Here is a 24105-nt window from a genome sequence, read left to right on the forward strand (position 1 = left end):
GCGAGTGAGGAGCGGTGAGGGACGGTGGGCACTGTCGTGAACCCGACGCGGCGAGCGAGGGGCGGTGAGGGATCGTGGACGACGCGATGAGCTTCGGCCGGCTGGCCGAGGAGATCGCCAGGGAGGCCGGGGACATGCTCCTGGCCAAACGTCCGGCCCGGCCCGAGGTCGTGGTCACCAAGTCCAGCCCCACCGACATCGTGACCGCTCTCGACCAGGCGTCCGAGGACCTGATCCGTGCCAGGATCAGGGCGGTCAGGCCCGATGACGCGATCCTCGGCGAGGAGGGAGGCTCGACCGGCGGCGGCAGGGTCCGCTGGATCGTCGACCCGATCGACGGGACGGTCAACTTCCTGTACGGCGTGCCCGAGTGGGCGGTCAGCATCGCGGTCGAGGTCGACGGTGAGGTTGTCGCCGGTGTGGTCAACGTCGTGCCCCGCGGTGAGGTTTTCACCGCGGTCAAGGACGAGGGCGCGTGGCTGGCGGGGGAGCGGCTTCGCTGCAACGCCGGCGTGCCGCTGGATCGCGCCCTGATCGCCACCGGGTTCGGCTACGAGAGCAGGCGGCGCCAGGTGCAGGCGGAGGTGCTCGCCCACGTGCTGCCGCGCGTGCGCGACATCCGCCGGGGCGGTTCGGCGGCCTCGGACCTGTGTTCGGTGGCGGCCGGGCGGGTGGACGGCTACTACGAGCGCGGTCCGCAGTACTGGGACTACGCCGCCGGCGGTCTCATCGCCGCCGAGGCGGGCGCCAGGGTCGGCGGGCTGGGCGGCAAGCCGTCCAACCCGGGGCTCACGCTCTGCGCCGCACCGGGGCTGTTCGAGGAGTTGCACGACCTGCTGGCGCCCCTGGACCCCGAACGGGACGGCTGAGATGCGGGAACGCCCGAATGTGAAGGCACATGAGGGCCGCCGAGGTCCGGAGACGTCCGAACGCGGAGACGCGGGAGGACGGCCGAGGCGTGGGAATGCCTGAGCGCGGAGACGCGTGAGGACGCCCGAGGCATGAAAGAAGCCCCCCAACGATCGGCCGGGGGGCTTCTTTCACGCCTCAGCGCTGAATGAGGATGCCGTTGTCTGTGGCCAGACGGCGGAGATCCTCGATCTCGGCGGTGAAGGTGTCGGCGAGGTATTCGTCGCCGGTGGACCGAGCCTCCTGCAGGTTCTTGTAGGCCTGGTCGAGGCGGTGCTCGATCGTTGTTGTGAACTCGCCCATCTCACCTTCTTTCTCACGGGGGACGGAAGGTTCGCCGGTAGGGACTGGACCCGGCTGTACCCAACAAGTTACACGGACTAAACATGTGTGTTTTTCACGTCACACAGGGTGCTTACCGTCGAGGTGGGCTTACCGTCGGCTTACAGGGGATGTGACGACAATGGAGAGCCCGTTCCAACGACTGTTCACCGATTTCACGGGAGGTGCCAGGAGCCGTGCGAGTGCTTGTGGTTGAGGATGAGCGGGTGCTCGCGGACGCGATCGCGACCGGGCTCCGGCGTGAGGCCATGGCCGTGGACGTCGCCTATGACGGTGCCGGCGCGTTGGAGCGGACCGGTTACATCGACTACGACGTGATCGTCCTGGACAGAGACCTGCCCAAAGTCCACGGTGACGAGGTCTGCCGCCGCCTGGTGGCCGAGCGGACCGCGTCACGGATCCTGATGCTGACCGCGTCGGGAGACGTGGACGACAAGGTGGAGGGGCTGGGGCTGGGCGCCGACGACTACCTGGCCAAGCCCTTCGTGTTCATCGAGCTCGTCGCGCGGGTGCGGGCGCTCGGACGCCGTTCGGCCCCGGCTCTGCCGCCGGTGCTGGAACGGGCCGGGGTCCGCCTGGACCCGGGCAAGCGGCTGGTCGCCAGGAACGGCGAGGAGATCGCGCTCACCAAGAAGGAGTTCGCGGTCCTGGAGGAGCTGATGCGCGCCGAGGGCGCGGTCGTCAGCCAAGAGGACCTGCTGGACAAGGCGTGGGACGAGAACATCGACCCGTTCACCAACGTGGTGCGCGTCACCATGATGACCTTGAGGAAGAAACTGGGCGAGCCTCAGGTGATCGAGACAGTGCCCGGGGTCGGATACAAACTGTGAGCATGCCGCATGGCGGGGGAGAGCGGCCCTCGAACGAGCCGCGCGGGTCAGTGCCGACCCACCCGATGATCAGTCCGCATTCCGAACGGAGTGCCTGGAGAGGCGAGCACCTGAGCTCCGAGGGCCCGGTGGGGGGCGGCGACCGGCCTCCGCCGCCGAACGGCCCGCCGCGGTGGGACGGTCCGCCTCCGGTGGGCGCCGCCCCGATACGGCGCACGCCGCTGGAGCGGCTTCGGACGGCGATGGACCGCCTGAGCGTCCGGTGGCGGCTGACCATCACCTACGGCGTGCTGTTCTTCGTGGCCGGGGCCCTGCTCATGCTCGTGATCTACATGATGGTGGGCTGGGCGCTCAATACGGCATGGCCCGCGTTCCCGATCGACCTGAACGGGCTGATATCCCCCAGTGACGTGGACAAGATCGAAGGGCAGTGGTACTGGCAGCAGCAAAGCGCGGTCTCCGGGGCGCAGAAACTGCTGCTCACCCGCTCCCTGCTGGCCCTGGCGGGCATCGGCATCCTGGCGACCATCATCGGCTACATCGTCGCCGACCGGGCGCTCAAGCCGATCCAGCAGATGACCGCCACGGCCCGCAAGCTGTCGGGCTCCACGCTCGCCCACGAGCGGATCGACCTCAAGGGGCCCGACGACGAGCTCAAGGAACTGGCCGACACCTTCGACGCCATGCTGACCAGACTCAATGTGGCATTCGACACACAACGAAGGTTTGTGGCCAACGCCTCACACGAGCTCCGCACCCCGTTGACGATCAATCGGACGGTCCTGGAGATCGCCTTGGGCGACCCGGAGGCGTCGGGTGATCTGAAGGCGCTGGGCCGCACGCTTCTGGAGGTCAACGCCCGCAACGAGCGCCTCATCGAGGGCCTGCTGCTGCTGGCCCGCAGCGAGCGCGAGCTCAGCGTGCGCAAGCCGGTGGACCTGAAGGAGGTGGCCGAGACCGCCGTCGAGCAGCTCACCTCGCGGGCCGAGGAGGCGGGCGTCTCGGTGACCACCGAGCTCCAAAGTGCCGAGACCATAGGCGATCCGGTGCTTCTCGAACGTTGCGTGGCCAACCTCGTGGAGAACGGGATAAAGCACAATCTTCCTGAATCAGGACGTCTATGGGTCCGGGCGGGAATGGTGGAGGGGGCCTTGGTTGTTCAGGTGGCGAACACGGGGCCACACGTTCCCGCATACGAGGTGAACAGCCTGTTTGAGCCGTTCCGGCGGCTCAACGCGGACCGGGTCGACTCGTCCAAGGGGGCGGGTCTCGGGCTGTCCATCGTCCGTGCGGTCGTGCGGGCTCACGGGGGCAATGTGACCGCCATACCCAGGGATGGGGGAGGTCTAGTGGTCACCGTGAGACTTCAGGCACGTTGATCCGGCGGGGAGAGTCTCGTTCACGCCGTACATGTGGTTGGATGTGCCGTCGAACACGGTGGTGCATGCCGCCAATGCTGTGGTTTACGCCATATTTGGCTAACCGTGCCCATTGGCAGTGAGTCCCTCACGTGTAGGGAGGTTCAGTGACCATTCCGGCGGGGTACCGAAGCAGGAATCTCTTTGGCGGATTGGGCACAAGTTGTGCCTCTCGAACGTTACACACGCGCGAGTTAAGCGCAGACAGATAGACGAGGGGGATGGAGCAAACTGATGGCTACCGATTACGACAGCCCACGCAAGACTGACGACGATCTTAGCGAGGACAGTCTTCAGGAACTGCAGGCACGCCGGACCGACAAGGCTTCGGGCAGTATTGACATCGACGAGACGGATCTCGCCGAGTCGCTGGAACTGCCGGGCGCCGACCTGTCCAACGAAGAGCTTTCGCTCCGGGTGGTCCCTCTTCAGGCGGACGAGTTCACCTGCGCGCGTTGCTTCCTGGTGCATCACCGCAGTCAGCTCGCCGTTGAGAGGAACGGCCAGCGGATCTGCCGGGAGTGCGCGGCCTGACGATGTTCCGATGGCCTGTCCGATGTGTGTCCGCCTATGGACGGGTAGGGCCACAGGACAAGCCCTGAGGAGGTTCCGCGACATGACGTCAGAGAACAAACAGACCGGCGCTGAGCCGACCGACTCCGTGGCCGAGGAGTCGGCCGGCGCGTCGGAGCGTGAGGTGGCCGAGCTCGTCGGCAGGCTCGCAGAGTCCGACGACATGGATGGCGCCGAGCGGCGACGGCTGCTCGGCCGCCTGACGAAGTCACTCTCCGCGGGGGCGAAGAACGCCAAGGCCACCGGGGCGGGCCGGAGCCGCTGGCTGGCCGACGTGTTCATGGCCGTGGCGCCTCGCATCCCCATTCGCGACCTGCACACCCTTTCCGCGCACCATCAGGGCCTCACCTCCGAGGCTTTGGCCGACGACCTGGCGCGCACCGCGGCCAAGGCCACCATGACGGTCGGCGCCATCGGCGGAGCCGTCGCGGCGGCCGAGTTCGCCGCCCCGCCGCTCCTGCTCTCCGCTCCCGCGCAACTGGTGGCCGAAACCCTCGTGGTCGCCGCCATCGAGGTCAAGCTCATCGCCGAACTTCACGAGGTGTACGGCATTCAGGTGCCCGGCAGCGGTTCCCAGCGGGCCATGGCCTTCGCGACGGCCTGGTCGAAACAGCGCGGCGTGGACCCCATGACTCCCTCCTCGGTCACCCTCGCGCTGGGCGCGGCGACCAAGACCGCCCTTCGCAATCGGTTGATGCGCACCCTCGGAAGGCACCTGACCACATTCGGGCCCTTTCTCACCGGGGCCGTGGCCGGTGGGTTTCTCAATCGCGCCGCCACAAGGAAACTCGCGGAGGCCGTACGGGCGGATCTCAGAGTTCATCAAGCCTTGCCACCTGGAAAGTCATAAAAAGGCCTGAATCGGGTAGTTAGAGCGGGAAACACGACTACCTGGAGGAATTTGTGCAGGGCCGCAGTTCATTTCTGATCGTCGCCAACCGCCTTCCCGTCGACCGGGTCGGTGGGGATATGTGGCGGCGAAGCCCCGGCGGCCTTGTCACCGCGATCGCCCCCGTTCTGCAGGGAAGAGCGGGCGCCTGGATCGGCTGGCACGGCGCTCCCGACGAGAAACTCGAACCCTTCGAGCACGACGGCATGCAACTCATCCCCGTGCCGCTGTCGGGGCCGGAGGTGGAGCTCTACTACGAGGGCTTCTCCAACGCCACGCTCTGGCCGCTGTACCACGACGTGGTCGCCCCGCCCACGTATTCGCGGGTCACCTGGGAGGCCTACCGCACGGTCAACGAGCGCTTCGCCCGCGCCGCCGCCGAGGAGGCCGCGGAGAACGCGGTCGTGTGGATCCAGGACTACCAGCTCCAGCTGGTCCCGGCCATGCTGCGCAAGCTCCGTCCCGACCTGCGCATCGGTTTCTTCCTTCACATCCCCTTCCCGCCGGGCGAGCTGTTCTACCAGCTCCCCTGGCGGAGAGAGATCCTGGAGGGCCTGCTCGGCGCGGACCTGGTGGGGTTCCAGCGGCCCGGCGGCGCCTCCAACTTCATCCGGCTCTGCCGCCGCCTGCTCGGTCTCCAGCACCACAAGCACGAGATCCAGGTGGACGACCGCATCGTGCGGGCCCGGGCGTTCCCCATCTCGGTCGACTTCAGCGAGCTGGACTCCCTGGTCCGCGAGCCGCACATCATCGAACGGGCGAAAGAGATCCGCGCGGAGCTGGGCGACCCCGAGTGCATGCTGCTCGGCGTGGACCGGCTGGACTACACCAAGGGCATAGGCCAGCGGCTGAAGGCGTTCGGGGAGCTGCTCACGGAGGGTTCGATCAAGCCGGGGGAGGCGGCGTTCGTGCAGATCGCGACGCCCAGCCGGGAGCGGGTCGAAGAATACATGCGCCTGCGCGACTCGATCGAGCTGCAGGTCGGCCGGATCAACGGCGAGCAGGGCGAGTTCGGCCAGCAGCCGGTGCAGTACATGCACCAGTCGTACGGCCGTGACGAGCTGGCCGCGCTCTATCTCGCGGCGGACGTGATGGTGGTGACGCCGCTGCGCGACGGGATGAACCTGGTGGCCAAGGAGTACATCTCCTGCCGCAACGACCTGCGCGGCGCGCTGGTGCTCAGCGAGTTCGCCGGAGCGGCCGACGAGCTGCGCCAGGCGTTCATGGTGAACCCCTACGACGTGGACGGGCTCAAGCGGGCGATGCTCGCCGCGATGCGGGCCACACCGCATGATCTGTCCCGCCGGATGCGCTCGCTGCGCCGCCGGGTGGCCACCTACGACGTGGACCGCTGGGCGAGGGAGTTCCTCGACGCCCTCGAATCCTGATCCTCCCGGTACGGCCTGCCTCCCGGTACGGCTCGTTCCGGTGCGGCCCGCCGGGAGGGCCTGTCCCGGCGGGCCGGCCGGGAGGCGCCCCCGGAGCTTGTCGGGGCGCCCTCGGACGGCCCGGCACGGCGCCCCGGACGGAACGCCCGCCGTCAGGAGACGATGTCCTTCGCCGAGTCCTTCACGCCCTTCCACGCGTCGTAGCGCCTCCTGGCGGTGCGGGCGACCACGATCTGCGCGACCTGCATGCCCACCCCCATCACCACGGCGTAACCGATCGCCTCACCGAGACCGATCTCCAGCGATTCGTTGTCGACCGGAGGCTTCTTGCCCGTCGTCTTCTCCCAGGCGAATCCGATGACCTTCTTGGCGCCCCACGCCGTGGCGATTCCTATCAGACCACCAATGGCTCTCCACGCCATATCCTGCTTTTCGGTCTTGTCGGCCATGGGTTCCTCCTCTTTGCGGCCCGCACGAGAACACTAGTCTCCTCAAGCGTGACATCACGGGAAGCCATACCATAGGGAGGCATGACGAAACAGCGACCGCACCCCGCGCCCATGCCCGAGAAACCGACTCTCGACGGCCTGGAAACCGTATGGGTAGCCCGCTGGGAGGCCGAGGGAACATACCGCTTCGACAGGTCGCGCACGCGAGACGAGATCTACTCGATCGACACCCCGCCGCCTACCGTCTCCGGTTCCCTCCACGTCGGCCACGTCTTCTCCTACACCCACACCGACACCGTCGCCCGCTTCCAGCGCATGCGGGGCCGTGAGGTCTTCTATCCCATGGGCTGGGACGACAACGGCCTGCCCACCGAGCGCCGGGTGCAGAACCACTTCGGTGTGCGCTGCGACCCCTCCGTCGCCTACGACCCCTCGTTCGAACCGCCGGCCAGGCCCGACGCCAAACGGCAGGTGCCGATCTCACGGAGAAACTTCATCGAGCTGTGCGAGCGGCTCACGGTCGAGGACGAGAAGGCGTTCGAGGAGCTCTGGCGCCGCCTGGGCCTGTCGGTGGACTGGTCGCTGACCTACGCCACCATCGGGGACGACGCGCGGGCCGCCTCCCAGCGCGCGTTCCTGCGCAACCTGGCCCGCGGCGAGGCCTACGTCTCGGAGGCGCCCACGCTCTGGGACGTCACCTTCCGCACGGCCGTCGCCCAGGCGGAGCTGGAGGACCGCGAGTGGCCGGGCGCCTTCCACCGGGTCGGCTTCACCCTGTCGCAGGAGCAGCGGGCCAGGGGGTTCGGCGACCGGGTCTGGGTCGAGACGACCCGCCCCGAGCTGATGCCCGCCTGTGTGGCGCTGGTCGCCCACCCGGACGACGAGCGCTACCGGCCGCTGTTCGGCACCACGGTCAGAACGCCCGTGTTCGGCGTCGAGGTGCCGGTGCTGGCCCATCACCTGGCCGAGCCCGAAAAGGGCTCGGGCATCGCGATGATCTGCACCTTCGGCGACGTCACCGACGTCATCTGGTGGCGCGAGCTCGACCTGCCCACCCGGGCCGTCATCGGCTGGGACGGCAGGCTGCTCCCCGAGGCCCCCCACGGCGTCCCCGCGGAGCCGTACGCCGAGCTGGCGGGCAAGACCGTGCACGGTGCCCGCGAGCGGATCGTGGAGCTGCTGCGCGGGTCCGGCGACCTGGAGGGCGAGCCCCGGCCGGTGAGTCGCGCGGTGAAGTTCTACGAGAACGGGGACAGGCCGCTGGAGATCGTCTCAACCCGCCAGTGGCACATCCGCAACGGGGGACGCGACCGCGCCCTCAGAGAGGCCCTCCGGAGCAGGGGAGAGGAGATCTCCTGGCACCCTCCCCACATGAAGGTCCGCTACGACAACTGGGTCGAGGGACTGGCAGGCGACTGGCTGATCTCCCGGCAGCGCTTCTTCGGCGTGCCGATCCCGGTCTGGTACCCGCTGGACGACGCCGGTGAGCCCGAACACTCCTCGCCGATCCTGCCGGATGAGTCCACGCTGCCCATGGACCCCTCCAGCGACGTGCCACCCGGTTACGCCGAGGACCAGCGCGGCAAACCCGGAGGCTTCACCGCCGACCCGGACGTCATGGACACCTGGGCGACCTCGTCCCTGTCCCCGCAGATCGTGGGCGGCTGGGAGCGGGACGACGACCTGTTCGAGCGGGTCTACCCGATGGATCTCCGTCCCCAGGGGCAGGACATCATCCGCACCTGGCTGTTCGCGAGCGTCGTCCGCTCCCACCTGGAGCACGGCGTGCTGCCGTGGAAGCACGCCGCGATCTCCGGATGGATCCTCGACCCGGACCGCAAGAAGATGTCCAAGTCCAAGGGCAACGTCGTCACGCCGATGGGCCTGCTGCGGGAGTACGGCTCGGACGCGGTCCGCTACTGGGCCGTCAGCGGGCGGCTGGGCACCGACGCGACCTTCGACACCGGCCAGATCAAGATCGGCCGCCGTCTGGCCATCAAGCTCCTGAACGCCTCCAGGTTCGTCCTGAACCTGGGGGAGGACGGCGGCGAGGTCACCGAGCCGATCGACCTGTCGATGCTGGCCCGGCTGTCGGAGGTGGTCACCGAGGCCACCGAGGCGTTCGAGGCCTATGACCACACCCGGGCACTGGAGAGGACCGAGCGGTTCTTCTGGGAGTTCTGCGACGACTACCTGGAGCTGGTCAAGACCAGGGCCTACGACACGGACGGGCCCGCGCGCTCGGCTCACGCGGCGCTGCGGGAGGCGCTCGACGTCATGCTCCGGCTGTTCGCCCCGTTCATGCCGTTCGTCACCGAGGAGGTCTGGTCGTGGTGGCGCGAGGGCCCGGTGCATCGGGCGGCCTGGCCCACGCCGCCCGGGCGCGACGGCGATCCGGAGCTGCTCCCGGTGGTGGCCGCGGTCCTCGGCCGCGTCCGCAAGGCCAAGTCGGACGCCAAGCTCTCGATGCGGGCCGAGGTCTCCCGGCTGACCGTCGGCGGCGCGCGGATCGACCTCGTACGGCAGGCGCAGGACGACCTGTGCGGCGCGGGCGTCATCGAGGAGTTCGTGCTCCGGCCGGGCGAGGGCGAGCTACTGGTGGAGGTCACCCTCTCCTGACCGCGGGAAAACCGGATTCGACCCCGATCCGGCCGATAATCCGAACGTTACTCTGACCTCCGTGGTGAGGCTCCCGAATCGGTCGGCTGTCTTATCTTCAAGAGACCGACAGGTGAGGGAGGACGGAATTATGACTCCAGGATGCGGTAACTGCAGTTGTTATCTTGAGGATCGGGTGATTTCCCGGCCGCCGGAAGAGCGCTGACCCGAACCGCTGTGGATAGGCCCGGTCATATGACCGGGCCTATCCTTTGCCGTCGGCCACATCCGGGTGATAACCGTCCTTTACCATCGGCCGTGTCCAGGTGATAACCGCGCGCATTCCCCGCCGTGGCGTGACAGTCTGGAAAGCGTGATCTCCGATCGGGAACGTCTGACGCGGCTGGTACCGCGCACACTGCTTCGCCTGGCCATGTGGAGCCTGTGTCTGATCATCATCGGCTGGGCCGTCTTCTACTCGGCGCAGTTCATCGCGACGCTGCGCATCGTGGTCCTGCCGGTGGCCATCGCGCTGTTGCTCACGGCGCTGCTGTTCCCGATCACCCGGCGCCTCAAAAGCAGGGGCATGAAGCCGATCTACGCCACCTGGATCACCATGCTGATCGCGCTGGCGGTGCTGGGCGGCATCGGCTGGTTCATCGGCCTGCGCGCCAACGACGAGTTCCCCGGCCTGGTCGACCAGGTGAGAGACACCTCGAAGACCATCGAACAGTGGCTCTACACCGGGCCGCTGCACCTGCAGCGGAGCCAGATCACCTCGTGGATCGACGAGATCGCCAAGCAGATCACCGCGCAGCGCAACCAGATCACCCAGACGGTGCTCACCGGTGCCACGGTGGCGCTGGAGGTGCTGGCCTCGCTGGTGCTGCTGGTCTTCGTCACCTTCTTCTTCCTGAAGGACGGCGAGCAGATCTGGTCGTGGTTCCTGAAGGGGTTCGGCTCGGCGGCACCCCGCGTCGACAGGGCGGGGCGGGCCGCCTGGGTGACGCTCTCGCACTACGTGCAGGGCACGGTGGCGGTGGCGGCCGTGCACGGCGTCATCATGGGCATCGTGCTCGCCGGGATGGGCGTGCCGCTCTGGGCGCCGCTCGCCGTACTGATCTTCATGGCCAGCTTCATCCCCATCGTCGGCATCATCATCGCCGGCAGCGTCGCCACGCTGGTCACCCTGGGGGCCAAGGGCCCGATCTACGCCCTGATCTTCCTTGGCATCCTGCTGGTGGAGCAGCAACTGGAGAACCACGTGCTCCAGCCGCTGATCGTCGGCCGGGCGGTGCGCTTCCACCCGCTGGCGATCATCCTGGTGCTGGCCGTGGGCGGCATCCTGGCGGGCATCGCCGGGGCGGTGGTGGCGGTGCCGGTGGCGGCCGTGTTCTACCGGGCGCTCCCCGAACTCAGAAGTGATCCGCCGATCGCCCTGCCTCCGGCGTCGGTCCCGCCCCAGCCTCCACCGCCGACATCGCCGGCCGGTTCCGCCGAGCCCGCCGAAACCGACGACGGGCGGGGAAGGGCGGCCGGGTCCGGCGAGCCGGGTAGGACAGGCGAGCCCGGCAGGACGGACGAGCCCGGTGCGCCCGATGAGCCCGGTGAGCAGATGGATGCGGAATCCTCACAACCCAAGGGGTAACGTTCTGCCCCGTGACTCGTTCCGCCGTGACGACCTCTCCGCCGGGAGCGACCCGTCCGCCGACGCGTGCCGGTGCGCCCGCCTCCGTCCGGGCCGATACGACCCCGTATCCGCTGGCCCGGTGCGGCGGCATCTCCGGCCGGAGGGCGTACCTTGAGGCTGAGGGCCGGATCGGTTTCCCGGACGGCCCGGTCGCCGTGCCGTCCGCCGAGGTCTTCGTCGAGGTGGGCACGGAGCACTTCGCCGTGCGCGGCGACGCCACAACCATTGCCGACGAGCACCACGAGTACGAGGGGAACCCGTGACCGACAACGTCGAGGTGCTGATCCACCGGATCGACGCCGAGCTGCCGCTGCCGTCCTATGCTCACCCCGGTGACGCCGGCGCGGACCTCTACGCGGCCCAGGACGTCGAGCTGCTCCCCGGGGAGCGGGTCATGGTGGGCACCGGCGTGACGATCGCCCTGCCAGACGGGTACGCGGCGTTCGTCCACCCCCGTTCGGGTCTGGCCACCAAACACGGTGTGACCATCGTGAACGCCCCGGGCACGGTGGACGCGGGCTACCGGGGTGAGATCAAGGTGACGCTGCTCAACACCGACCTCAAGGACGCGGTACGGCTGCGCCGGGGGGATCGCATCGCGCAGCTCGTGATCCAGAAGGTGGAGCGGGCGGTGTTCCACGAGGTGGACCGGTTGCCCGGGTCGGCGCGAGGCGCCGGCGGGTTCGGATCCACCGGACGTTGACAGAGAGCCGAATCCGGCGTGGTGGGCGAGGTGGCAGATGAGGATCCGGAGCCGAAGCGGTCTCGGTCCGGAGATCGGCCGCGGGGCACGCACGACGAGTGGTGAGCGACCAGTGAAATTTCAAGGAGCGTGAGGAAAGTGTTCGGACGTCGCCGTCGCGAGGAGTCCCCGGCCGTGGCCGAGGAGGTCGAGCAGGCCGAGGAGGTCGAGGAGACCCCGACCCGCGAGTCGGGGCCGTGGGATTCGGAGGAGCAGTACTCCGAGCGGGAGCGGGTCGATCTCGGCGGCATGCGCCTGCCGGTCGACCCGGGGTTCGAGGTGCAGCTCAATCTGGCGGGCGACCAGATCGTCGGCGCGGTCGTCCTGTTCAACGAGAGCGCCCTGCAGGTGCACGCGTTCGCGGCGCCGAAGCGGAGCGGCATCTGGGACGAGGTCAGGGGCGAGCTCGCCGAGGGCGTGAAGAGCGCCGGAGGCACGACGGAGGAGAGGGAGGGGCCGTTCGGGATCGAGCTGGCCGCCCAGGTTCCCGCTGACGGGGGAGCCCCCCAGCCGGTCCGCTACCTCGGTGTCGACGGCCCGCGCTGGTTCCTGCGCGCGGTGATCAGCGGGCGGGCCGCGGTGGACGCGGAGATCGCCGCGACCCTGGAGGGGGTCGTCCGCGACATCGTCGTGGTCCGCGGCGACGAGCCGATGGCGCCCAAGGAGGCGATCGAGCTCAGGCTTCCGCCGGAGGCCAGGAGCGCGATGGAGCAGCAGGAAGCCGGTGGGGACGTGCCCGATCTCAATCCTTTCGAGCGCGGCCCGGAGATCGCTGAGATTCGCTGACGTAGGGGATCGCGTACGCTGATTCAACTCGTATGTGAAGGAGCGGTCGTGGGTTCTCAGGAACCGCATAAACAAGGCGGATTTCGAGGTTTCTTCCGGCGGCTGGCGACCAGCCAGGCCGAGCTGGAGGCCGACGAACTCCAGCAGGACCTTGATCGTCACGGTGCCACGCCCATCGTCTCGTGTGGTGGGCGTCGCCGGTTCTGTGTCACCGGCACACTCCGGACCGTGACCCTGCGGCCTCGCGGGGGTGCGCCGGCCCTGGAGGCGGAACTCTACGACGGCTCGGACGTGATCGATCTGATCTGGCTGGGCCGTAGGAAAATCGCCGGAATCGAACCAGGCCGGATGGTGCTGGCCGAAGGGCTCGTCAGCATGCAGGATGGGCGCAAGGTGATGTTCAACCCCAGATACGAGCTCCGTCCGGCTGGCGGTGCGTGAGCGATCGACGATCACGGAGCGGTGAGCGAGAAGATGACCACCTCCCATGAGGCCGCCGTGCACGACACGGTAGAGGCCGTGATTCGCGGTCAGCTCGTCAAGGCCTTCGGCGGAGTGCGAGGCACCATCGAGGCGGCCGTGCCCACCATCACCTTCACCGGGATGTGGATCGGCACCTCGGACCTGAAGATGTCCCTGATCGTCAGCATCGCGGCCGCGGTGGTGCTGCTGGCGGTACGGCTGGTGCAGCGTTCGACGCCGCAGTTTGTGATCAACAGCTTGATCGGCATCGGCATCGGAGCGTTCTTCGCCTCCCGCACCGGTGCCGCGGAAGACGTCTTCCTGCCGGGCATCATCTACAACGCGGCCTACTCCGTGGCCATGCTGCTCTCGATCGTCGTCCGGTGGCCGGTGGTGGGCTTCCTGATCGGATCCGTCACCGGTGACCCGACGGCCTGGCGCAGAGACCCGGCCGTCGTGAAACTGTGCGTCAAGCTCACCTGGCTGCTCATGATCCCGTGCGTGATCCGGGTGGCCGTGCAGCTCCCGGTCTACCTGATCGGCAGGGACGAGGCGGTCGCGGAGCTGGGCATCCTCAAGATCGCGATGGGCTGGCCGCTCCAGGTCGCGGCCCTCGCCGCCATGGTGTGGCTGCTGACCAGGAACAAGACCCCGGTCCAGGCCGCCACCTCCTGAAAGTGAGGGTCCGGTACGGCGTCGCCGTACCGGACCTCCCTCATCGTGGCCCCGTGCCGTTCGGCCCGGGTCTCGCTCAGTGCGGCGCCCGGTGGGGGGACAGAAGCTCCGCCAGCTCCTCCTCGACCTCCTGGCTGGCGACGAACATCAGCTCGTCCCCGGCCTCCAGCGGGTCGTCGGCGGTGGGCACCAGCACCCGGCCCTCGCGGAGGATCGCGACCAGGGCGGTGTCGTCCGGCCACGGCACCGAGCCCGCGCGCTGCCCGACGACCGGCGCGTCCTCGGGCAGGGTGAGCTCGACCAGGTTGGCCTGGCCCTGACGGAAGGTCATCAGGCGGACCAGATCGCCGACGCTCACCGCCTCCTCGACCAGCGCGCTCAGCAGGCGCGGGGTGGAGACGGCCACGTCGACGCCCCACGACTCGTTGAACAGCCACTCGTTCTTGGGGTGGTTGATCCGGGCGACCACCCGCGGCACACCGTACTCGGTCTTGGCCAGCAACGAGACGACGAGGTTGACCTTGTCGTCACCGCTGGCGGCGACGACCACGTGGCAGTCGGCCAGGCCGGCCTCGTCCAGCGAGGAGATCTCGCAGGCGTCGGCGAGCAGCCACTCCGCCCGCGGCACAGTGTCGATCTTGATGGCCTTGGGGTCGATGTCGATGAGCAGGACCTCGTGGCCGTTCTCCAGGAGCTCGGCCGCGATCGATCGGCCGACCGCCCCGGCACCCGCGATGGTGACGCGCATCAGTGCTCCTCCTCCGGTGCCGCGGACAGCACCTTGTTGATGCGGTCCATGTCACTTCCGACCGCCATGACGTGCAGGATGTCACCCTCCTGCACCACGGAGTCGTTCTTGGGAAGCAGGGTCTCGCCCATCCGGTTGATGAACGCCAGACGGGTGCCGGCGGCCTCCTCCAGGTCCTTGGCCGTCGTGCCGACCCAGCCGTGGTGGCAGGCCACCTCGGCCAGCACCACGGCCCCGGTGGGGTCGCGCCACAGCGGCTCGGCGCCCTCGGGAAGGACGCGACGCAGGATCTGGTCGGCGGTCCAGCGGACGGTGGCCACCGTGGGGATGCCCAGCCGCTGGTAGACCTCGGCGCGGCGGGAGTCGTAGATCCTGGCCACCACGTTGTCCACGCCGAACGTCTCGCGGGCGACCCGGGCGGAGATGATGTTCGAGTTGTCGCCGCTGCTCACCGCCACGTAGGCGCCCGCGGACTCGATGCCGGCCTCTTCCAGGACGTCCTTGTCGAAGCCGATCCCGGTCACCCGGCGGCCCCTGAAACCGGCCCTCAGACGGCGAAACGCCTGTGGGTCGCGGTCAATGATCGCAACCGAGTGGCCGCTGTCCTCGAGGATGTGCGCCAGGGTCGAACCCACTCGGCCACATCCCATGATCACGATATGCATGCTCCCCCGCCGGTCGGGTTGAGGCGGATCTTGGTCTGATGTATTTAGTCAGTATGGCCCGCTCCGGGAGTGCCGCGTCAGCGGGGTTAAGCGATGGGGACTAGCATCTGCATACGTGTCGAAGGTGACGGACCTTGTCAAACGCCTTTTCATAGGGCAGGCGCTGCGCAGCACGCAGTTGCACGAGCAATTACTCCCCAAACGGATCGCGCTGCCGGTTTTCGCGAGTGATGCCCTTTCCTCGGTGGCCTATGCCCCGCAGGAGATCCTTGTCATCCTTTCGCTCGCCGGGGTTTCGTTCTACAACTTCAGCCCCTGGGTCGCCGCCGCCGTCGTTGTGGTGATGCTCACGGTCGTGGCGTCCTACCGCCAGAACGTGCACGCCTATCCCAGCGGCGGAGGCGACTACGAGGTCGCCACCGTCAACCTCGGTCAGAACGCCGGTCTGACCGTCGCCAGCGCGCTCATGGTCGACTACATCCTCACCGTCGCGGTGTCGGTGGCCAACGGCGTCGACTACGTGGGCGCCACGATCCCCTACGTCGCCGAGCACAAACCGCTGGTCGCGATCGCGATCGTCGTCCTGCTGACGGTGGTGAACCTGCGGGGCATCCGGGAGTCCGGCGCGGCCTTCGCCATCCCCACCTACGCCTTCATGGCCGCGGTCATCGGCCTGATCCTCTGGGGGGCCTTCCGGCTGCTCGTCCTGGGCCAGGAACTGCACGCGCCCACCGCCGGCTACGAGATCGTCACCGAGCAGAGCGACCTCACCTCGTTCGCGGCGGCCTTCCTCATCCTGCGCGCCTTCTCCTCCGGCTGCGCCGCGCTCACCGGCGTCGAGGCGATCAGCAACGGTGTGCCGGCCTTCCGCAAGCCCAAGAGCAAGAACGCCGCGACCACGCTGCTGATGATGGGCCTGGTCGCGGTGACGATGTTCATCGGCATCATCGCGCTCGCCCTGGCCTCCGGCGTCAAGGTCGCCGACCCCACCGTCGCCTACCGCGACGTGCTCATCAACGGTGTGCCCGCCGGCCCCGACTACTACCAGCAGCCGATCATCGCCCAGATCGCCGACGCGGTCTTCGGCAGCGGCTCGGTCTTCTTCTTTGTCATCGCCGCGGTCACCGCGCTGATCCTCTTCCTCGCCGCGAACACCGCCTTCAACGGCTTCCCCGTCCTCGGCTCGATCCTCGCCCAGGACCGTTTCCTGCCCCGGCAGCTGCACACCCGGGGCGACCGGCTGGCCTTCTCCAACGGCATCGTCATCCTGGCCGCCGGAGCCTGCCTGCTGCTGTGGGGTTTCAACGCCGACGTCAGCCGCCTGCTCAACCTCTACATCGTCGGCGTCTTCGTGTCGTTCACGCTGAGTCAGACCGGCATGGTCCGGCACTGGACCCGGCTCCTGAGAACCGAGAACGACTCGAAGATCCGGCACCAGATGCACCGCTCGCGGACCATCAACTTCTTCGGCGGTGTCATGACCGCGGTGGTGCTGGTGGTCGTGCTGGTCACCAAGTTCACCCATGGGGCGTGGATCGTCTGCGTGGCCATGCCGGTGCTGTTCCTGATGATGAAGGGCATCCACCGCCACTACGAGAACGTGGCCGCCGAGCTCGCCGTCGCCGAGGACATCCAGGTGGACGAGACGATGCTGCCGGCGCGCAACCACGCCATCGTCCTGGTCTCCAAGATTCACAAGCCGACCCTGCGCGCCCTCGCCTACGCCCGCGCCACCCGGCCGTCCAAGCTGGAGGCGATCACCGTGGGCGTGGAGGGCGAGGATGCCAAGGCGCTTCGCGAGGAGTGGGAGCGGCGCGGGATCCCGGTGCCGCTCAAGATGCTCGACTCGCCCTACCGCGAGATCACCCGGCCGGTCCTGGAGTACGTCAAGTCGCTGCGCCGCCGATCGCCCCGGGACGTGGTCAGCGTCTACATCCCCGAGTACGTCGTCGGACACTGGTGGGAGCACCTTCTGCACAACCAGAGCGCGCTGCGGCTGAAGGGCCGCCTGCTCTTCCAGCCCGGTGTGATGGTCATCAGCGTGCCCTGGCAGCTCCACTCCTCCGACCGGCTGAAGGGCCGTCCCGAGCCCTTCGCCCCCGGCGCCGTCCGCCGCCCCTGGCAGGAAGTGGCCCGGGACGAGGACGCCAAGACATAGCCTTCGTATGCACTACCTTCATATGCACTCCTGACCGCAAGGAGGCTTGACAGACGAACCTCGGGGGCACGCCATGGCGATAGAACTGACAGTGGGACCGGTTGCGCACGGTGGCTGGTGCGTCGCTCGCCATGACGGCCGGGTGGTCTTCGTACGGCACGCGCTCCCCGGCGAGCGGGTCCTGGCCGAGATCACCGAGGAGACCGCCCGGTTCCTGCGGGCCGACGCCGTCGAGATCCTCGAACCCTCCGCCGACCGGGTGACCCCGCCGTGCCCGTTCGCCGGGGCCGGCCGCTGCGGCGGATGCGACTGGCAGCACGCCTCCCTGGACGCCCAGCGCCGCATGAAGGCCGACGTGGTCGCCGAGCAGCTCAAGCGCCTGGCGGGCATCGACTGGAAGGGAACCGTCGAGGAGGTCCCCGGCGCCCCCGACGGCCTCGGCTGGCGCACCCGGGTCCAGTTCGCCGTCGGCCGTGACGGGGTCCCCGGCCTGCGCCGGCACCGCTCCCACGACATCGAGCCGATCGACGCCTGCCTGATCGCCCACGCGGAGGTGGAGAACGTCGGCGCCGAGGTCATGAACTGGCGCCACGCCTCCTCGGTCGAGGTCATCGCCTCCTCGGGCGGGGACCAGGCCGTCGTGGTCGCCCCCAAGCCCCGCCGTACGGTGGCCGTGCCCGATCTCGACACGAGCGTGGCCGTCTTCGTCGACGAGGGCAAGGGCCGCACCCGCGTCGTCCACGGCCGCAACCACCTCACCGAGCACGTCGGCGGCCGTGACTTCCAGGTGACCGGCAGCGGTTTCTGGCAGGTCCACCCCGGCGCCGCCGCCACGCTGCTGGACACGGTCATGGAGTTCGCCGACCCGAAGCCCGGGGAGTGGGCCCTCGACCTCTACTGCGGCGTCGGCCTGTTCGCCGCCGGCCTGGCCGAGGCGGTCGGCCCCGAGGGCGCCGTGTTCGGCGTCGAGTCCGAGTCCGTCGCCGTCCGCGACGCCGAACGCAACCTCCGCGACCTCCCCCAGGCGCGCTTCGCCCGGGGCCGGGTCGAGAACGCCCTCGACCACTTCGACATCGAACGCGCCGACCTGGTCGTCGTCGACCCGCCCCGCGCCGGGCTCGGCCGCGAGGTCGTCGAGCGCCTCGCCACCCTTGAGGCCGGCCGGATCGTCTACGTCTCCTGCGACCCGGCCACCCTCGCCCGCGACCTCGCCTGGTTCGGCGAGAGGGGTTACCGGCTCGCCGAGCTGCGTGCCTTCGACGCCTTCCCGATGACCCACCACGTCGAATGCGTGTCGCACCTGGTCAAAGAGTCGATCTAGGCTCTGACCAGCAGGAACGCAACACATGGTGTTTCATCAAGCCCCAGCGTCACCCAGGGCAAACCAAGATCGCTGCGCATAATCTGCGCATGAGATGCGCACGATCATGGCGACGCCCCGCAGCCGGTCCGGTCGCGGGGCGTCGCCATGCCGAGCGTCATTTGGTCGGCTGGCGACAGCCTGGATCGTGAGGACCCAGCCCTCCTCCTGCAGGAGCCTCACAGCCTGTCTGACGGTCTCACGGGCACTCCATGGGCTTGAACCATATGGGCCTCGCTGGGGACCGTCTGCATCGAACCAGGCCAGGCCGCGTGACCGACTGCTACTGGGAGCGCACGACGGGCTCGGGAGACGCCATCGCGAACGACTTCGTGAGCGACGCACCCCGTGGGGTGACTGCGACCCTAGTGAAGGGTGAGAACTTCAGGAGTGCGGGATGCGCGACTGACCGAGACATGTGAAAAGCCCCTGTTTTTCCCAATCTGAGGTATCCCGCCTCGTCTCTCGAAAAGGGGGCGTCATCACATGTGTCATGCAATGACACCGCTGCGCGCGGCGAGACCACGCAGCTCCGGCGCTGTACGCCCGGACACCAGCAGACCGGAGATGAGGGACTTCACCGCCGGACGTGCATGCGTCTCCTCAGGGGCATGGTGCTCGGCAGTCAGAAGCGCACGCACGCATTCGTCGCGGCGCCCCAACTGAGCGAACGCCGCGGCGATGTCGGTGTAATACCGGGATCGGCGTTCCACGCTGGGAAGTTTCTGGGGTGCGATCGCGCGGGCGGCGCTCAGGGCGGCTGCCGGATCGCCGGCCGAGTTCTCGGCCGAGATGAGATGCAGTTGCACAGTGACCGGGCTGAAACCCCCGCCGTGGTCGCGCAGCATGGTCCCGCCGAGCTCGACGGCGATCGCCGCGGCCTCGTCGGTGAGCTGTCGCATTCCTTTACGGTCGCCGCCTCGGGCCGCGGTGTAGGCCGCGGACTGGATCAGTAGGCCGCGCTCGGCGGCGCCGGCCCGCCCGGCATCGCGCAAGCTCGGTTCATCAGCGGCGGCCAACGCGATCGACATCGCCTGATCGTTCCATCCCGCTTTCCTGGCCAGTACAGCGAGGTTCCGCGCGGCCTCGGCCACCGTGAGCACATCGCCGCCGGCCGCGGCTAGTGGCCCGTCACTGAACCTTGGACGGGTAATTGATCTCCTGGGGTGAACCCGTCAGGCTGGCTGCTTCCGCAAGATAGGGAGGTGGTCATGGCGCGCCGACCAGAGGTGTTCGTCCGGCCGTTGTCGATGGAGGAAGGCCGCAGACTGCAGCGGATCACGAGGACCGCGAAGGATCCGATCAAGTTGCGGCGGGCGATCGTGGTGATGATGTCCGGCCAGGGCCAGTCGGTGCCGGACATCACCTCGTTGATGCAGGTCGGTGACGACTACGTCCGTGATGTCATCCACGCCTTCAACGAGCGGGGGTTTGACGCGCTGGACCCAAAATGGAGCGGGGGCCGTCCCCCGGCGATCAGTGAGCGGGTGCGTGAGCGCATCTGCCTGATCGCCAAGACGGTCCCCGCTGAGTGGGGCATCGCCGGCATGTCGACCTGGAGCCTGCGCACGCTGGCCGAGCACCTCATCGCCCGAGGGGTGGTGGCGGCGATCAGCCGCGAGCATCTGCGGCGGATCCTGCGCAAGGGCGGGGTGAGCTGGCAGACCACCACGACGTGGAAGGCATCCACCGACCCGCACTTCATCGCCAAGATGCGACGCGTGCTGAAGCTGTATGACAGCCCGCCCGCTGATGGGCGGGTGATCTGCGTCGATGAGCTCGGGCCGCTGAATCTGCTGCCGCGTAAGGGCAAACGGTGGCGACCTCAGGGTTCACCGGCCCGGCTGCGGGCCACCTACCATCGCTACGACGGCGTCATGCAGATGATCGCGGCCCTGGATCTGGCCACCGGCAAGCTGTTTTACCGCATCCGCAAACGCAAACGCTGGCGGGAGTTCTTGTCCTTCCTCAAGACGCTCCGGGCGCGCTGGCCTGGCGAAAAACTGCATGTGATCATGGATAACTACTCGCCGCACAAGCACCGCGAGGTCCGCGCCTGGGCGGCTGCCAACGATGTCGAGCTGGTGTTCCTGCCGACCTATGGCTCGTGGTTGAACTGGATCGAGTCCGAATTCGCCGCCTTGCGCTACTACGCCCTCAATGGCACTGATCACCGCAGCCATGCCGAGCAGAACGCGGCGATCGGCGCCTATGTGCGCTGGCGCAACGCCCAAGCCCGGCCCAAGACGAACTTCGCCGCCAGCTCACCCATCAGAAGCTGGACCAGTTACCCGGCCAAGGTTGCGTGACGGGCCACTAGTAGGGCTTGGTTAGGTGGGGACGGGCTGGGCGTGTCTGGGTAACGCTCGGCGGCAGGTGGGGCAGATTCCGGCCCAGCACGCCAGGAGTAGTTGCAACTCGGCGATGATCCGGTAGGTGCTCAAACCGCAGCCGGCACTTTTGGGTCGAGCCGCTCCAGGGTGCAGAAGGCGTGTGCGACCGAGGCCAGGGTCACGTGATGGTGCCAGCCACTCCAGGTGCGGCCCTCGAAGTGGTCCAGACCCAGGCCGGTCTTCAACTCCCGGTAGTCGTGTTCGATGCGCCAGCGGATTTTGGCCAGGCGCACCAGGCGCCGTAGCGGGATGTCTGCCGGGAGGGTGGACAGCCAGTATTTGGTCGGCTCGCTCTCACCAGGTGGCCATTCGGCCAGCAGCCAGCACACCGGCAGATCCTCGCCCATGTGCGCGCGGCGGATCCGTAGCCCCGCCGGCCGTACCCGCAGCGCGACAAACCGTGAGCGCAACGGCCCCTTGGACCCGGCCCGCCAGGTCACCGCGTGCAGCGCGCGCCGTCCGGCGGCGGTCACGATCTGCTGGGCTGAGCGCGGCTTGTCTCGATAACGCGGCACCGGCCGCCGCCCAGTCCCCGCATACGGCGCGACCGTCCGGCCGGCATCGATGCCCAGCAGCGCGGTATCGGAGCGCACCCCCACCACGTAGCCGATGCCACGCTCGGTCAAGCCCAGACGAAAGGCCCCGTCTTGGCCATAGCCCTCATCGGCGACCACCAGCGGCGCCTCCAGCCCCCAGCAACACAGCTCATCGATCATGTCCAAAGCCAGCTGCCACTTGGGCACATGAGTGATGTCCGCGGGGATCCGGGCCCGTTGCCTGCGCGCCGCCACCGCGGCCGAATCCTCCGTGCGCGGTGAGGCCGCATCCCACCCCTCGGGCACGAACAGCCGCCAGTTCACCGGACAGGACGCGACGTCGGTGACCAGGTGCACACTCGGGGCGACCTGGCAGTTAGCGGTCTTGCCCAGCGCCCCGCAGTACTGCGGGGCCACTCCCGGCGACTCCTCACCATCCTTGACAAAGGACACATCATCGACCACCCAGGCGGCCGGGTTGATCGCCGTGTCCATCCGCCAGGCCAGCTCGGCCAGCACCAGTTGATGTGACCAGGGGGCGTCGGTGAGAAACTGCTGCAGCCCCTGGCGGTCCACGCCCAGCCGGGCCGCCATCGGCTCCATCGATTTACGGGCCCCGTCGGTCAGCAGGCCGCGCACATATCGTTCGCCCCATCGCCGCTGATCAGCACGGGCGAAACAGGAGAACACCTCGGCGGCGAACGTCTCCAGTCGCGCCCGCACGGCCTCGAGTTCTTGAGGGGTCATCTTCCCTCACCCCCAACGCAGGTGACATACCGTCTCCTACCCGAGGTAACCAAGTCCTACTAGTTGGCGTGCACGGTCGGCAGCCATCCAACCGAGTTGCTGCTCGTCGAGCTTGACGAGCATGCGGGTTGCCAGAACGTAGCTCTGTGAGAGGAGTGCGTGATCCGTTTCGCTGTTGCCGAGCGCGTGCCCGGCGCGGATCAACCGGGGTAGGCGTACGGCGAGGCTGCCGTAACGGCAGGCGTGGAAGTCGGCGAGGGCCCGCGAGAGTTCCGCGGGCACCTGCTTAGGCGACGGGTCGCCGAGAGGGTTGCCGAGGCCGAGCATCGCGTCACGTAGGCCGGCGACGAGTACCTCGCCGAGCAGGGCCTCGTTTGCCTGTGCGGTGCCACTTCCAAGGATTCGAGAGCTCGCGGCGGCGGCAGCCGTGACCGCTAGGTTCGCCAGCAAATTTCGTCGACGCACCGGATCTTCCCCGTCCTCCCGTTGACCCCTCTCCACACTATGAGCAGGCAGGCACGGATATGCGGTGGTTGGTACGGTCGCCTGTCCGTGTCGGGTCTTCGGCCGGGGCGGTGCCAGGCCAAGGGCTTGATGCGGGATGCCGAGCGCCTCAGCGAAACACTTCAACACGGCGACGTCGGTCATCGGGGAGATGCCCCGCTCGTAGCGGGACACCTGGGCCGCAGAATATCCGGCGAGCTGGCCGAGCTGGGCAAGCGTCAGTTGTCGCGCTTGCCGTATCTGACGTACGAGTTCCCCAGGAGTCACGGGGGATGATGCTTCCGTTTTGTCGATCGCACTCATACCTGTCCCCGCTGGTAGCTGAGACCACGCCCCTTTCAACCTACGCGCGCCTGAGCGCCTCTGACAGGGCCTTTGCACCACACGCAAACGCCTTTGCAGCACAGGGCAACGCCCCTCCCGTAGCCGGGCCGGATGCGGTCACCTCATGTGCAGGCGGCTCGCGCTCAGCGGGCCGCTACCGATTCGGTCTGCTCCCTGGGAGGACTTGATGCAGTCTCCGACCTTGGTTGCGTCTGCGGCACGTACCGCAGATGCCCGCCTCGCTCCCGATTACTACTTCCGCTCCGACGGTCTCGGCGCCTACATCACGGGTCTGCTGAGCAACTGCCGGACAGTCTTCGACATCAAACCCGCCATGACGGCCGACCTCGACAACCCCGTCGCCGTGGGCCTCGAAGGTCTGCCTCGTGGCGTCGTCGAGGCCGGCGCTCTACTCAGGGGCGAGGTCATCGTCGAGGCCGGCGCCCGCGTCGAGGCCGGCGCTCAGATCGTCGGACCGGTGCTGATCTGTGCTGGCGCCGTCGTGGCCGCCGGCGCCCTGGTCCGCGATCACAGCGTGATCGGCCCCGGCTGCCGGATCGGGTTCGGCGCGGAGATCACCCGTAGCCTGCTGGCCGGGCACGTCTTCGTCAAACATCCGTGCTTCATCGGCGACTCGGTGATCGGGCGACGCGCCAACATCGGCTCTTTCTGCTCCACCACCGGCCTACGATGCGACCGCGGGCCGGTTACCGAACCGGCGATCGACGAGATCACCGTCAACCTCGACGGGCAGCGCATCACCACCGGGCAAACGAAATTCGGTGCCGTCGTCGGCGACGAGGTCGCTCTGCCGGCCGGAACCGTCCTGTCGCCGGGAACGCTGATCGGCCCCGGCACGGTGGTCTACCCCCGCGACCACATCGGCGGCTTTCTGCCCGCCGGCTCTCGGGTGCGGTGA

24 protein-coding genes and 1 pseudogene are annotated in these 24105 nt (G+C 68.2%); 17 read left to right on the plus strand and 8 right to left on the minus strand.

The window, feature by feature from the left end; translation table 11 throughout:
* The first annotated feature begins 86 nt into the window (after positions 1-86).
* Positions 87-869, plus strand: a complete 783-nt coding sequence (locus J2853_RS01735) for an inositol monophosphatase family protein (RefSeq protein ID WP_307568564.1) — start codon at positions 87-89, stop codon at positions 867-869.
* Positions 870-1047: 178 nt separating this feature from the next.
* Here J2853_RS01735 and J2853_RS01740 read toward each other — a convergent pair whose 3' ends face one another.
* Positions 1048-1212: a hypothetical protein gene (locus J2853_RS01740; protein ID WP_307554220.1), complete on the minus strand. Its 165-nt coding sequence runs from the start codon at positions 1210-1212 to the stop codon at positions 1048-1050.
* Positions 1213-1427: 215 nt separating this feature from the next.
* On the opposite strand from J2853_RS01740, the gene J2853_RS01745 reads away from it, so the two are divergent.
* From J2853_RS01745 to J2853_RS01765, 5 genes are all read left to right on the plus strand, one after another.
* Positions 1428-2081 (plus strand): response regulator transcription factor, encoded by a 654-nt coding sequence (locus J2853_RS01745; protein WP_307554222.1) that lies wholly within the window; start codon positions 1428-1430, stop codon positions 2079-2081.
* 65 nt (positions 2082-2146) lie between these two features.
* Entirely contained in the window at positions 2147-3460 is a 1314-nt protein-coding gene (locus tag J2853_RS01750) for a sensor histidine kinase (protein WP_307554225.1), read from the plus strand.
* A gap of 273 nt (positions 3461-3733) precedes the next feature.
* Positions 3734-4033, plus strand: a complete 300-nt coding sequence (locus tag J2853_RS01755) for a DUF4193 domain-containing protein (protein ID WP_307554227.1) — start codon at positions 3734-3736, stop codon at positions 4031-4033.
* A gap of 82 nt (positions 4034-4115) precedes the next feature.
* Positions 4116-4922, plus strand: a complete 807-nt coding sequence (locus J2853_RS01760; protein ID WP_307554229.1) for a hypothetical protein — start codon at positions 4116-4118, stop codon at positions 4920-4922.
* A 53-nt stretch (positions 4923-4975) separates the two neighbouring features.
* Positions 4976-6349, plus strand: coding sequence for an alpha,alpha-trehalose-phosphate synthase (UDP-forming) (locus J2853_RS01765; protein WP_307554231.1), 1374 nt, complete (start codon positions 4976-4978; stop codon positions 6347-6349).
* Between the two features lie 152 nt (positions 6350-6501).
* On the opposite strand, the gene J2853_RS01770 is transcribed toward J2853_RS01765, so the two are convergent.
* On the minus strand, positions 6502-6798 hold the full coding sequence (locus tag J2853_RS01770) for a DUF4235 domain-containing protein (RefSeq protein WP_307554233.1): 297 nt from the start codon (positions 6796-6798) through the stop codon (positions 6502-6504).
* Positions 6799-6879: 81 nt separating this feature from the next.
* Here J2853_RS01770 and valS point away from each other — a divergent pair, with 81 nt between their 5' ends.
* The 7 genes from valS to J2853_RS01805 all read left to right on the plus strand — a co-directional run bounded on the left by valS (position 6880) and on the right by J2853_RS01805 (position 13751).
* The gene (gene valS / locus J2853_RS01775; RefSeq protein WP_307554235.1) at positions 6880-9417 is read left to right on the plus strand and encodes a valine--tRNA ligase; all 2538 of its coding nucleotides are present in this window, start codon (positions 6880-6882) and stop codon (positions 9415-9417) included.
* A gap of 352 nt (positions 9418-9769) precedes the next feature.
* Positions 9770-11044 (plus strand): AI-2E family transporter, encoded by a 1275-nt coding sequence (locus J2853_RS01780; RefSeq protein WP_307554236.1) that lies wholly within the window; start codon positions 9770-9772, stop codon positions 11042-11044.
* 11 nt (positions 11045-11055) lie between these two features.
* The gene (locus tag J2853_RS01785; protein WP_307554238.1) at positions 11056-11349 is read left to right on the plus strand and encodes a hypothetical protein; all 294 of its coding nucleotides are present in this window, start codon (positions 11056-11058) and stop codon (positions 11347-11349) included.
* Complete coding sequence (dut, locus tag J2853_RS01790) at positions 11346-11789, plus strand: dUTP diphosphatase (RefSeq protein WP_307554240.1); 444 nt, start codon at positions 11346-11348, stop codon at positions 11787-11789. Before J2853_RS01785 ends, dut begins: the two co-directional genes overlap by 4 nt.
* Positions 11790-11918: 129 nt before the next feature.
* A complete protein-coding gene (locus J2853_RS01795) occupies positions 11919-12614 on the plus strand; it encodes a DUF3710 domain-containing protein (RefSeq protein WP_307554242.1) in 696 nt (231 codons plus the stop codon).
* Positions 12615-12662: 48 nt separating this feature from the next.
* Positions 12663-13055, plus strand: a complete 393-nt coding sequence (locus J2853_RS01800) for an OB-fold nucleic acid binding domain-containing protein (protein ID WP_307554244.1) — start codon at positions 12663-12665, stop codon at positions 13053-13055.
* A gap of 33 nt (positions 13056-13088) precedes the next feature.
* Positions 13089-13751 (plus strand): DUF3159 domain-containing protein, encoded by a 663-nt coding sequence (locus J2853_RS01805; RefSeq protein ID WP_307568566.1) that lies wholly within the window; start codon positions 13089-13091, stop codon positions 13749-13751.
* A gap of 76 nt (positions 13752-13827) precedes the next feature.
* On the opposite strand, the gene J2853_RS01810 is transcribed toward J2853_RS01805, so the two are convergent.
* On the minus strand, positions 13828-14499 hold the full coding sequence (locus J2853_RS01810; protein WP_307554246.1) for a potassium channel family protein: 672 nt from the start codon (positions 14497-14499) through the stop codon (positions 13828-13830).
* Positions 14499-15164: a potassium channel family protein gene (locus tag J2853_RS01815; RefSeq protein WP_307554249.1), complete on the minus strand. Its 666-nt coding sequence runs from the start codon at positions 15162-15164 to the stop codon at positions 14499-14501. Before J2853_RS01815 ends, J2853_RS01810 begins: the two co-directional genes overlap by 1 nt.
* A 115-nt stretch (positions 15165-15279) precedes the next feature.
* Between J2853_RS01815 and J2853_RS01820 the strand changes: the two genes are divergently transcribed.
* Positions 15280-17322: an APC family permease gene (locus tag J2853_RS01820; protein WP_307554251.1), complete on the plus strand. Its 2043-nt coding sequence runs from the start codon at positions 15280-15282 to the stop codon at positions 17320-17322.
* Positions 17323-17395: 73 nt separating this feature from the next.
* Positions 17396-18643 (plus strand): class I SAM-dependent RNA methyltransferase, encoded by a 1248-nt coding sequence (locus J2853_RS01825; RefSeq protein WP_307568568.1) that lies wholly within the window; start codon positions 17396-17398, stop codon positions 18641-18643.
* 530 nt (positions 18644-19173) lie between these two features.
* Here the strand turns inward: J2853_RS01825 and J2853_RS01830 are convergent.
* Positions 19174-19776, minus strand: a complete 603-nt coding sequence (locus J2853_RS01830; RefSeq protein ID WP_307554253.1) for a hypothetical protein — start codon at positions 19774-19776, stop codon at positions 19174-19176.
* Positions 19777-19893: 117 nt separating this feature from the next.
* Between J2853_RS01830 and J2853_RS01835 the strand changes: the two genes are divergently transcribed.
* Positions 19894-20991 (plus strand): IS630 family transposase, encoded by a 1098-nt coding sequence (locus J2853_RS01835; RefSeq protein WP_307554255.1) that lies wholly within the window; start codon positions 19894-19896, stop codon positions 20989-20991.
* 131 nt (positions 20992-21122) lie between these two features.
* On the opposite strand, the gene J2853_RS01840 is transcribed toward J2853_RS01835, so the two are convergent.
* The 3 genes and pseudogenes from J2853_RS01840 to J2853_RS47740 all read right to left on the minus strand — a co-directional run.
* Positions 21123-22358 (minus strand): IS701 family transposase, encoded by a 1236-nt coding sequence (locus J2853_RS01840; RefSeq protein WP_307554052.1) that lies wholly within the window; start codon positions 22356-22358, stop codon positions 21123-21125.
* Positions 22359-22394: 36 nt separating this feature from the next.
* Complete coding sequence (locus J2853_RS01845) at positions 22395-22823, minus strand: hypothetical protein (protein WP_307554257.1); 429 nt, start codon at positions 22821-22823, stop codon at positions 22395-22397.
* 138 nt (positions 22824-22961) lie between these two features.
* A pseudogene (locus J2853_RS47740) lies at positions 22962-23165 on the minus strand (helix-turn-helix domain-containing protein); the annotation flags it as partial.
* A 223-nt stretch (positions 23166-23388) separates the two neighbouring features.
* On the opposite strand from J2853_RS47740, the gene J2853_RS01850 reads away from it, so the two are divergent.
* Entirely contained in the window at positions 23389-24105 is a 717-nt protein-coding gene (locus tag J2853_RS01850; protein WP_307554259.1) for an LbetaH domain-containing protein, read from the plus strand.

This window comes from Streptosporangium lutulentum, assembly GCF_030811455.1.
GTDB classification, from domain to species: domain Bacteria; phylum Actinomycetota; class Actinomycetes; order Streptosporangiales; family Streptosporangiaceae; genus Streptosporangium; species Streptosporangium lutulentum.

Excerpts from the sequence above, each read along its gene's own strand:
- J2853_RS01735 (WP_307568564.1), top strand. The coding sequence starts at position 87 with ATGAGCTTCGGCCGGCTGGCCGAGGAGATCGCCAGGGAGGCCGGGGAC.
- J2853_RS01740 (WP_307554220.1), bottom strand. The coding sequence starts at position 1,212 with ATGGGCGAGTTCACAACAACGATCGAGCACCGCCTCGACCAGGCCTAC.
- J2853_RS01750 (WP_307554225.1), top strand. The coding sequence starts at position 2,147 with ATGATCAGTCCGCATTCCGAACGGAGTGCCTGGAGAGGCGAGCACCTG.
- J2853_RS01755 (WP_307554227.1), top strand. The coding sequence starts at position 3,734 with ATGGCTACCGATTACGACAGCCCACGCAAGACTGACGACGATCTTAGC.
- J2853_RS01760 (WP_307554229.1), top strand. The coding sequence starts at position 4,116 with ATGACGTCAGAGAACAAACAGACCGGCGCTGAGCCGACCGACTCCGTG.
- J2853_RS01770 (WP_307554233.1), bottom strand. The coding sequence starts at position 6,798 with ATGGCCGACAAGACCGAAAAGCAGGATATGGCGTGGAGAGCCATTGGT.
- valS (WP_307554235.1), top strand. The coding sequence starts at position 6,880 with ATGACGAAACAGCGACCGCACCCCGCGCCCATGCCCGAGAAACCGACT.
- J2853_RS01805 (WP_307568566.1), top strand. The coding sequence starts at position 13,089 with ATGACCACCTCCCATGAGGCCGCCGTGCACGACACGGTAGAGGCCGTG.
- J2853_RS01810 (WP_307554246.1), bottom strand. The coding sequence starts at position 14,499 with ATGCGCGTCACCATCGCGGGTGCCGGGGCGGTCGGCCGATCGATCGCG.
- J2853_RS01815 (WP_307554249.1), bottom strand. The coding sequence starts at position 15,164 with ATGCATATCGTGATCATGGGATGTGGCCGAGTGGGTTCGACCCTGGCG.
- J2853_RS01825 (WP_307568568.1), top strand. The coding sequence starts at position 17,396 with ATGGCGATAGAACTGACAGTGGGACCGGTTGCGCACGGTGGCTGGTGC.
- J2853_RS01835 (WP_307554255.1), top strand. The coding sequence starts at position 19,894 with ATGGCGCGCCGACCAGAGGTGTTCGTCCGGCCGTTGTCGATGGAGGAA.
- J2853_RS01840 (WP_307554052.1), bottom strand. The coding sequence starts at position 22,358 with ATGACCCCTCAAGAACTCGAGGCCGTGCGGGCGCGACTGGAGACGTTC.